The sequence below is a fragment of the Streptomyces sp. NPDC058576 genome (genome assembly GCF_042718715.1).
Classification (GTDB): domain Bacteria; phylum Actinomycetota; class Actinomycetes; order Streptomycetales; family Streptomycetaceae; genus Streptomyces.
In genome coordinates, this window is sequence record NZ_JBHXPF010000049.1 from 48,275 (window position 1) to 57,261 (window position 8,987).

Below are 8,987 nucleotides of genomic sequence, written 5' to 3' on the forward strand. Positions count from 1 at the left end.
GCGGTCACACCGCGCCGGGCTCCTGCTTGCCCCGGCCCACCGGCCCGCGCCCCGACAGCACCTCGCCGTACGCCTGCATCAGGTCCGCCAGTCGCAGTGTCGACAGATCCTCCCGGGTCAGCTCGCCCGGATATCCGGAGAGCCGCAGATCGCGGTAGGCGCAGCTCTTCTCGTACAGGGTCCGCAGGAAGCGGCCGTTGCCCAGCTCGTCGATCCACCCCTGGTCCACCACATGGCCGCTGATCGAGCGCAGCTCGTCCACCGCCTCCTCGTCCCACACGTCGTCGTTCTCGGCGGCCAGCACGCTCCCGATCGCCGTGAGTTCGAGCGGCCGGTAGCTCGGGAAGTCGACCCGGCTGGTGAAGCGCGAGGAGAGCCCCGGATTGGTGGCCAGCAGCCGGTCCATGCCCTCCGGGTAACCCGCGAGGATGACGACGAGATGGTCCCGGTTGTCCTCGGCCCGCTTGAGGAGCACCTGGAGCGCCTCGTCGCCGTACGCGTCGCCCTTGCTGTAACCGGAGTTGGCCAGGCTGTACGCCTCGTCGACGAACAGCACCCCGCCGAGCGCCGAGTCGATCAGCTCGTTCGCCTTGACGGCGGTCTGGCCCAGGAACTCCCCGACCAGGTCGGACCGTTGCGCCTCGACCAGATGATCGCCGCCGAGCAGCCCGAGGGCGTAGAAGACCCGGCCCAGGATGCGGGCCACCGTGGTCTTGCCGGTGCCGGAGGGGCCGGAGAAGACGAAGTGGCGCTTCGGCGGCTGCACGGGGAGGCCCTGCTCGGCCCGCAGCCGGGCCATGTTCAACTGCGCCGAGAGCGCCTTGACCTGCCGCTTGACCGGTTCGAGGCCGACCATCCGCTCCAGCTGCGCCAGCGCCTCGGCCAGCAGCGCGGGATCGCTGGGCCCGGCCGGGAAGGACGGCGGCTTGCGGGTCCTGGTGCGGCGGGCGCCCTCGACCGGGACGGGCGGACCGGGGGCCGGATCGTCGCCGAGCAGCCCCGCCTCGCCCACCGGCCAGGACTCGCGCCCGTCCACCAGATCGGTGCCGAGCAGCCCGTCGGCCTCCGGCTGCGCCTCCGGCCCCGTCCCCCCCGAACCGATACCGGTGAGCGTCACGGCGGCCAGATCCGCCGACTCGTCGTACCCGTCGCCCTCCACGAGCGCGGCGAGCCGGGCGGAGGTGTCCATGAAGGCCGGGTCGACCCGGTGAACCGCCCGGTACAGCGGCAGGGCGGCCGCGCTGCGCCCGGTGCCCTCGTGGGCCCGCGCCAGCCAGTAGCGCAGCTCCTTGCGCTGGGGCTGCTCGCTGCGGCAGCGCATCAGCGCGGCCGACAGCAGCGGCTCCGCCTGCCCGAACATCTCCAGCCGCACCCGGGCCATCCCGCCGAACAGGCCCGCCTCGATGCCCAGCATCGGATCGTCGACGAGCTGCTCGGTGCAGCGCACCAACTGCTCCCAGTCCTTGACCAGATACGAGCGGCAGGCGTGCAGGAACCGCACCTGCGGGTCCGCGTCCACCGGCGGCAGTCCGGCCAACGCCCGGTCCAGCTCCGGCACATGGCGTCCGTCCAGCCAGTGCGAGGTGTGCGCCAGCAGCAGATCGCGCTGACTCTCCAGCACCGGTTGAACCCACCAGCCCAGCCAGTACCAGGAGTTGAGCGTACGTCGGTGGCGCGCGCGCTGTTCGCCGAAGCGGTCACGGTGCCGGTACATGCGTAACAGGGCCGTGGTGGTGTCGATCCGCAGGGCGTGGAGGCCGAGCCAGCCGTCCGCCATGCCGGGATCGAACCGCACCGCGGCTCTGAACTCCTCCTCGGCCTGCGGGTAGGCGCCCATCGTGTAGGCGTCCATGCCACGCAGCCAGGCGAGGTCGGCAGGGGCCCCAGCGCCCTGTGTGCCGATGTCCATCAGGTCCCCCACAAACCGTGCCCCCAGGATGTCCCGCCCGCACAGCATGCCCACCGGAGCGTGCTGAATCACGGCGCGGAGGAAGGGAATTGACCACACCGAGGTGCATCGTACCTGCGCACGGGGGGAGAGGCCGCTCGACGGCCGACCCTCAAGGGTGGTCACCGAGGGTGAGTGAATCGCTCTGCGTGGTCGCCAAAGGGGCGCCGGGAGCACAGGGCGAAGCCCCCGATCACGGGGGAACAACCGGGGGCTTCGCGTCTGCGGGGGCTCCGAAAAGCCGCACAATGAGAACGTAAGACCAGTAAGGCCCCCCGGTCAAGCAGAGTTGAAGCACTTCCGGGCCGATTTCCGACTGCTCAGTATGGCGGGGCGTCCTGGCTACCGTGTGTGACGTTTCGGTTCGCTCCCGCTGTCGCGTGAGGCCCCGGCAGCCACGCGTACCCCTCGGGCAACTGGCGTACCAGCGCGTCGGCGTGGGGCCGTGAAGGATCCTCGGCGAAATGCCGCGCCTCGGCGAGCGTCCACCCGTCCCAGAACCCGGTGAGCCCGGCTCCGTCCCGGCGCCGGCCCCGCTCCCAGGACGTCTCCCGGTCCAGCTCCATCCAGCACAGCGCCGCCAGCCACGGCCGCACCTCCCGGCGTCCCGCGCCGACCCCCTCCACCAGCACCACCGGGGCCGGCTCCAGGGGCCGTGCCGGGCCGAAGCGGCGCTCCGTCCAGTCGTACGGGGCATAGCGGGCGCGCTCGCCGCGCGCGAGCGGCAGGAGCACCTGCTCCCGCAGCCGCCCCGTCCAGCCGAACAGCTCCTCGTGCGTGGCGAGATCATCCAGACGCAGGACCGGCGCGCCGCCCAGCGCCGCCGCGAGGCGGGCGGCGAAGGTGCTCTTGCCCGAACCGGCGTGCCCGTCGACCGCGACGAGCCGGACCGGCCCGCAGGAGGGGGGCAGTGCGGCGAGGTCATCGGCGTGGCGGGCCAGGTCGTCCATGGCTCCAGGGTACGTTCCGGCACGGGGCCGCCCTCGGGCAGTGGCTCGTGCCACCGCAGGTCACGCCAGTGGTCCAGACCCATATTGGTCCGGCGGCGGCTGCCGAACCGCTGGCCCGATCCGCCCCGGAACCGGGATAGTTGGCGCACCGAACGGCATCCGCAAGACCACCTTCCGCATCCGACCGGGGGTCACGACCATGACCAGTCCGACTTCGCGCAGAACCGTTCTGACCGCCGCGATCGCCGCGGCGGCAGGCGCCGGCTCGGTGGCCTCCGCCGCGACCGCGACGGCCGCCGCGCCCTCGTCCACCGCCCCGTCCTCGCCCGCCGGCTCGGCCGCCGCCCCGAAGGCCCTCGTGGACAACCGCTTCTGGCACACCTACACCGACTGGCGCTGCGGCACGGGCGACGGCACCCGGGTGCTCCCCGGCGCCCGCCCCGGCCTGGTGATCGCCACCCCGGCCGGCCGAACCGACTACACCGACCCGCACACCGGCAGGGCGGCCGCCTGGGACTACGCCACCTGGACCTCGCCCGTCCACCGCTCCACCGTCCCCGCCACCGAGGTGATCGCCTCGTGGAACGCCCGTACGCCGGCCGGCACCTGGGTCCAGATCGAGCTGAGCGGCGGGTACGCCGACGGCACCGCGACCCCCTGGTTCGTGATGGGCCGCTGGGCGGCGGGCGACGGCGACATCCGCCGTACCTCCGTGGACGACCAGGGAGACCCGCACACCTCCGTGTGGACGGACACCCTCTCGGTGGACGACCCCGCGAGCGGCGTGCGCCTGGTCTCCTACCGGCTGCGGCTCACCCTCCACCGCACCCCGGGCAGCCGTCTCACCCCGACCGTGTGGCGGGTCGGCGCGATGGCCTCCGACGTGCCCGACCGCTTCACCGTGCCCGCGACCGTCCCCGGGCCCGCCCGCGAACTGCCCGTGCCGCGCTACTCGCAGAACATCCACATCGGGCAGTACCCCGAGTACGACAACGGCGGCGAGGCGTGGTGCAGCCCCACCTCCTCGCAGATGATCATCGAGTACTGGGGCCGCCGCCCCACCGCGGAGGACCTCGCGTGGGTCAAACCCGGGCTGCCCGACCCCCAGGTCTGCCACGCCGCCCGCAGCACCTACGACTACCAGTACGCGGGCTGCGGCAACTGGCCGTTCAACGCCGCCTACGCCGCCACGTACCGCGACATGAACGCCGTCGTCACCCGGCTCGGCTCGCTCACCGACGTGGAGCGGCTGATCCGCGCCGGCATCCCCGTCATCACCTCCCAGTCCTTCCTGAAGGAGGAGCTGACCGGCGCCGGATACGGCACGGCGGGCCACCTGATGACGGTCATCGGCTTCACCCCCGGGGGCGATGTCATCGCGAACGACCCCGCGTCCCCCGACAACGACGCGGTACGCCGGGTCTACCGTCGGCGCGAATGGGAGAACATCTGGCTCCGGACCAAGCGCTACGACGCGAACGGCCAGGTCAGAAGCGGGTCGGGCGGGGTCTGTTACGTCTACTGGCCGGCCCGGCCGGCGCCCTCCCAGCAGCGGGTCCTGCGGTCGCTCGGCCTGGTGTAGAGGGGCGAGCCCGGGGCCGCCGGGTGGCTCACCGGTGGCCCCGGCCGGGGACCGACCGCCGCCGCCCGGCTTCGGCGGTCCCTGTCCCGGGCGGCCTGGTCGCGGGCAAGGCGCCCCCGGCGTAACGGAGTTGCCGGTAGGCCGCGTTATGTTGAGCGCGTGAATGACATCGCATCGCGCATCGACACCACCCGGCCGCACACCGCCCGGATATGGAACTACTGGACCGGCGGCAAGGACAACTACCCGGTCGACCGGGCGGCGGGTGACGAGATCCGGGAGCTGCACCCCGGGATCGGCGCCTACGCGAAGGCGGACCGGCTGTTCCTGGGACGGGCGGTGCGGCACCTGGCCGAGCAGGAGGGCATCACCCAGTTCCTGGACATCGGAACGGGCCTGCCCAGCGCCGACAACACCCACGAGGTCGCCCAGCGCGTGGCCCCCGAGGCCCGCGTCGTGTACGTGGACAACGACCCGCTCGTGCTGGCGCACGCCCAGGCGCTGCTGGTCGGGACGGCCGAGGGCCGCATCGACTACCTGGACGCCGATCTGCGGGACGTCGACGGCATCCTGGCCGCGGCGGCGAAGACGCTCGACTTCTCGCAGCCGGTGGCGCTGATGCTGCTCGGGGTCGTCATCTTCATCGAGGACGACGAGCAGTCGTACGCGATCGTGCGCCGGCTCATGGACGCGCTCGCCCCCGGCAGCCATCTCGTCCTGTCCCACACGGTCACGCACCCCGACATGCCGGACGTCGACGAGGCGGTGGCGTTCTGGAACGAGCACGGCACTCCGAAGCTCACGCAGCGGACCCCGGACGCCGTCGCACGCTACTTCGACGGCCTGGAGCTGCTGGAGCCCGGCGTGGTGTCGTGCTCCGCGTGGCGGGCCGCAACGCCGACGCCGGACGTCGCGATGTACGCGGGCGTCGGCCGCAAGTGAGGGACGGGCCCCGGTGGCCCACGGGCTACCGGGCACCGGGTCCGGGTGCGGCCGGTGAGGATCCCCTCCCGGGACCGGCGCTCTCGCCACCGCCCCCGGGAGCCTCACCCCGCCGCTGTCAGGCGGTACGTCGCCGGCGTACCGTCCCCACCACCGCGTCGGCCACCAGGAACCCGGCCAGGGTCACCCCGAGGACCGGCAGCGCCCAGCCCAGGGCGGCCACGGCCGGAACGCCGAGGACGAGAGCCGGCAGCGGAATCCGCCGCCACGCCCCGCGCTCCGGAGCCCTGCCTACCAGTGCGGACCGGTCGCCCCGGGTGGGCCGCCGCTGCCACCACATGCGGTAGCCCCAGAAGATCACCCCGGTCAGGCCGAGCGCCAGGAGCGCCAGCGCGATCTGGTTGACGACCCCGAACAGCACGCCCATGTGGCCCTGCACCCCCAGCTTGCTGAGCTTGTTCAGGGCCGGGTGGTCGGCCCAGCGGGTGCGCGAGGTGATCTCGCCGCTCGCGGTGTCCACGGCCACCCGGTCGTAATGCACCGGCCAGGTGTTGTCGGTCTGCGCCACGACCCACGCGCTCGCCGCGTCCGCCGGAGGCGTCACCTCCACGATGCCGCCGAGGCCCGCGCCCCGGGCCGCCGCGAGAGCCGCTGCGAAGTCCGCCGGGTCGGCGTCGGCCGCCGCGCCCCCGGAACCGCCGTGGCCCGCGTGCTCCGCGTGGTCCTCGGCGGGGGCCCCGGCGCCCGGAAGCGCCGTGTCCAGGGCCGGGGCGTTGCCATTGGCCGCGTCCAGCAGCCGCCCGAACCGCTCGCCGCCGTAGTTCGACCAGGTGAGGCCGGTGGCGCTCAGGAACAGCAGGCCCAGCGCCAGCCACACCCCGGTCGCCGCGTGCCAACTGCGCGTCCGCCGCACCCCTCCGGCCGTACGGTCCGGCAGCAGCACGCCCCGGGCCGACTTCGCGCGCCGGCCCCGGGCGCGCCCGAGCCACAGGACGAGGCCGCCCGCGACGGCCACCCACAGCCAGCTCGCGGCGACCTCGGAGTACAGGCGGCCGGTCTCGCCCAGGTGCAGATTGCGGTGCAGGTCGTCGAGCCAGGTGGTGAGCGGCGTCGACCCGAACCAGGTGGTCAACTCGCCCCGCACCTCGGCGGTGTACGGGTCGACGAACACCGTGCGCTGGTTCTCGCCCAGCTCCGGCACCGCGAGCACCACCCGGGTGGTGTCCTCGGGGCCCGGCGGGGTGATCACCGACGCCAGGGTGCCCTCGGGGTACGCGGCCCGCGCCGCGGCGATCTGCTCGGAGAGCGGGCGCACCTCGTCGCCGACCCGCTCGACCCGGAGCTGGTCGCCGTAGACGAGCCGGTCGAGCTGCGGCGTCAGCGTGTAGGCCAGCCCGGTCAGCGCGGCCACCAGCAGGAACGGGGCCACGAGCACCCCGGCATAGAAGTGCAGCCGGACCAGGAGATGCCGGACCTCCGCCCAGGAGCGGGCCGGTCTCCTGGCCGGGGTGTCGGTCGGATCGTGGTCGTGTTGCGCTATTTCTTCGGTTCTGTAGGTCATGGGTGCTCCTCGGAGGGCAGACGGTGGCGGACGCGCGCCCGACGGCTCCCGCACGCATGCCTGATGGACGCCGGTCGCTTCCGGCGTCGTGGGCAGGGTGAGGAGAGGTCAGGCCGGGGCCGCCGCAGGCGGCCCGCGCCGGGACCGGGACCGGGCGAGGAGCGCCCCGATCCGGATCCGTGCCACCGCCGGCGGCACGACGCGCGGCCGGTGCGGGCAGCGGAGCGCGGGGGCGGGCCGGAGCGCGGCGAGGGGGGTGAGCAGCTCGCCGAGGCGTCGCAGCACCCGCTCCCCGTACAGCACGCAGAGGGCCGATCCGAGCGTGGCCGCCGCGTGGGCCAGGACCATCGCGGCGTCCATGGCATGTCCGGCGCCCGCGTCCGCACCGGGTCCGACGGGCGGCCCGGCCGGGTGATGCGCGTGCCCGGCCATGTGCGCGGGGTGCGGACTCCCGCCGGGGGCCGGGAGGAAGTGGAACGCGTTGTGCAGGGCGAACTGCGTCCCGCCGAGCATCAGCACCACGACGTCGAAGCGCCGCCGCCCGCCGGACAGTCGGCCGCCGAACAGCAGGGCGCCCTGCACGGTCAGGGCGAGGAACAGGAGCGCGAGCACCCCCGCGCCGGGCAGTCGTCCACCGGCCGCGACATGGCTCGCGGCGCCGAGGAACAGGCATGCCGAGCCGCAGAGCAGGCCCCTGGCCGCTCGCCTCGGCAGGCCGCCCGGTGCACGCATGGACACAAGGTAGCCAGCCCCTTCGCGAGGCCCGGCGGGGGGCCCGCCCCGGGAGACGGTGCCGCGGTCTCTTCCCATGGGGCAGTAGTCGGCCAGGTGGCCGAAAAAGTTCCCGTACGTTTCCGGATCCGGACGAGTGGCCGACACCGACGTGTCGATGCCGAAGGACTCACCCCCGCGCCCGAGAGGTCGGCCTCGTGCCGGAGAGCTCAGCCCTCGTGCGTCTCCCCGGCGTCCAGGGCGGCCCGCTCCAGCCGTTCCCGGTGGCCTTCCCAGTACGCCGCGTCGCCCGGCGGCATGCTGGTGTTGCCCAGGTTCATCCCGACGGCGCCGTCGATGAGCTCGCGCAGGATGTCCGCGTGTCCGGCGTGCCGATGCGTATCGCCGATCACGCGTACGACGGCGTGGTGCAGCGTCACATCGTCGCGGCCGGCCGGCCACCACGGCACCCTGCCGACCGTGTCCAGAGCCAGCGCGTCGAGCGTCGCGTCCGCGTGCGCCCACGCTCGGCGGTAGAGGCCCACGATCTGCTCGCGGGACTCGCTGGCGGTGGCCCACATGTCCGCGTTCGCCTCGGCGCCCTGCGCGACCCAGGGCAGCGACTCGCCGGACGGCCGTCCGAAGGTGTCGCCCAGGTAGCCCAGTTCGATGCTCGCCACATGCTTGACCAGGCCCAGCAGATTGGTTCCGGTGGGTGTGAGGGGGCGGCGGATGTCGTACTCCGAGAGCCCTTCAAGCTTCCACAGGAGGGCGTCCCGGGCGTTCTGCACGTAGAAGCGGAGGACATCCTTGGGATCCGATAGGTTCATGGGCCCAGTCTGTCGCTCGCCTCCGCGGTGATCACCGGCTTTTTCGCGCATGGACCTCCTCCCCTGATTCCCGGCCAGGTGTGGCGTCGCCCACAGGGTGCTCCGGACCGAGCCGTCTGCCCCGGCCCGATTCCCGTGCCGTACCGGGGGAGCGATGCGCCCCTGGCCGCTCGGGCGGCACCGGGCCGTGACCGGGATCTCGTTCTGTACGGCCCGGGGCGCTGGCACTCTGGTCGGGTCACGGGGGACCCCAGCCGTAGCCGTACGAAGAGCGAGACGCCATGACCGCGACTACCGCCGCAGGAAACGCCCACCACGCCCGCCGTGCGCGCACCGGGGGCCCCGAGGGCGGCTCGAAGCTGATGGAGCACATCGCCGGCTGGGCCTTCGTGGTCGTGTTCGCGATGCTGGTCACCCAGCTCGGCCTGCTGTAGCGGCCCGGAACGGCTGTGGGGGGCGGGCC

The 8,987-nt window shown here is 73.5% G+C and carries 8 protein-coding genes; 3 read left to right on the forward strand and 5 right to left on the reverse strand.

Features of this window, described 5'->3' with window-relative positions; translation table 11 throughout:
- Window positions 1-4 precede the first annotated feature (4 nt).
- A complete protein-coding gene (locus ACFWRV_RS27800; RefSeq protein ID WP_384338469.1) occupies window positions 5-1,909 on the reverse strand; it encodes an AAA family ATPase in 1,905 nt (634 codons plus the stop codon).
- 359 nt (window positions 1,910-2,268) lie between these two features.
- Window positions 2,269-2,898: a uridine kinase gene (locus tag ACFWRV_RS27805; protein WP_384338470.1), complete on the reverse strand. Its 630-nt coding sequence runs from the start codon at window positions 2,896-2,898 to the stop codon at window positions 2,269-2,271.
- A gap of 199 nt (window positions 2,899-3,097) precedes the next feature.
- Here ACFWRV_RS27805 and ACFWRV_RS27810 point away from each other — a divergent pair, with 199 nt between their 5' ends.
- Together ACFWRV_RS27810 and ACFWRV_RS27815 are read left to right on the forward strand one after the other, a co-directional pair.
- Window positions 3,098-4,480, forward strand: a complete 1,383-nt coding sequence (locus ACFWRV_RS27810) for a peptidase C39 family protein (RefSeq protein ID WP_384338471.1) — start codon at window positions 3,098-3,100, stop codon at window positions 4,478-4,480.
- 159 nt (window positions 4,481-4,639) lie between these two features.
- Window positions 4,640-5,422, forward strand: coding sequence for an SAM-dependent methyltransferase (locus ACFWRV_RS27815; protein ID WP_384338472.1), 783 nt, complete (start codon window positions 4,640-4,642; stop codon window positions 5,420-5,422).
- Between the two features lie 118 nt (window positions 5,423-5,540).
- Here ACFWRV_RS27815 and ACFWRV_RS27820 read toward each other — a convergent pair whose 3' ends face one another.
- The 3 genes from ACFWRV_RS27820 to ACFWRV_RS27830 form a co-directional block, all read right to left on the reverse strand.
- Window positions 5,541-6,983: a PepSY-associated TM helix domain-containing protein gene (locus ACFWRV_RS27820; RefSeq protein ID WP_384338473.1), complete on the reverse strand. Its 1,443-nt coding sequence runs from the start codon at window positions 6,981-6,983 to the stop codon at window positions 5,541-5,543.
- Window positions 6,984-7,091: 108 nt separating this feature from the next.
- Complete coding sequence (locus ACFWRV_RS27825; RefSeq protein ID WP_384338476.1) at window positions 7,092-7,595, reverse strand: hypothetical protein; 504 nt, start codon at window positions 7,593-7,595, stop codon at window positions 7,092-7,094.
- Window positions 7,596-7,924: 329 nt separating this feature from the next.
- Window positions 7,925-8,524 (reverse strand): DinB family protein, encoded by a 600-nt coding sequence (locus ACFWRV_RS27830; RefSeq protein WP_384338474.1) that lies wholly within the window; start codon window positions 8,522-8,524, stop codon window positions 7,925-7,927.
- A gap of 281 nt (window positions 8,525-8,805) precedes the next feature.
- Here ACFWRV_RS27830 and ACFWRV_RS27835 point away from each other — a divergent pair, with 281 nt between their 5' ends.
- Window positions 8,806-8,958 carry an SCO1431 family membrane protein gene (locus tag ACFWRV_RS27835; protein ID WP_384338475.1) on the forward strand — a complete coding sequence of 51 codons (153 nt, stop codon included), beginning with the start codon at window positions 8,806-8,808 and terminating at the stop codon, window positions 8,956-8,958.
- Window positions 8,959-8,987: the final 29 nt, after the last annotated feature.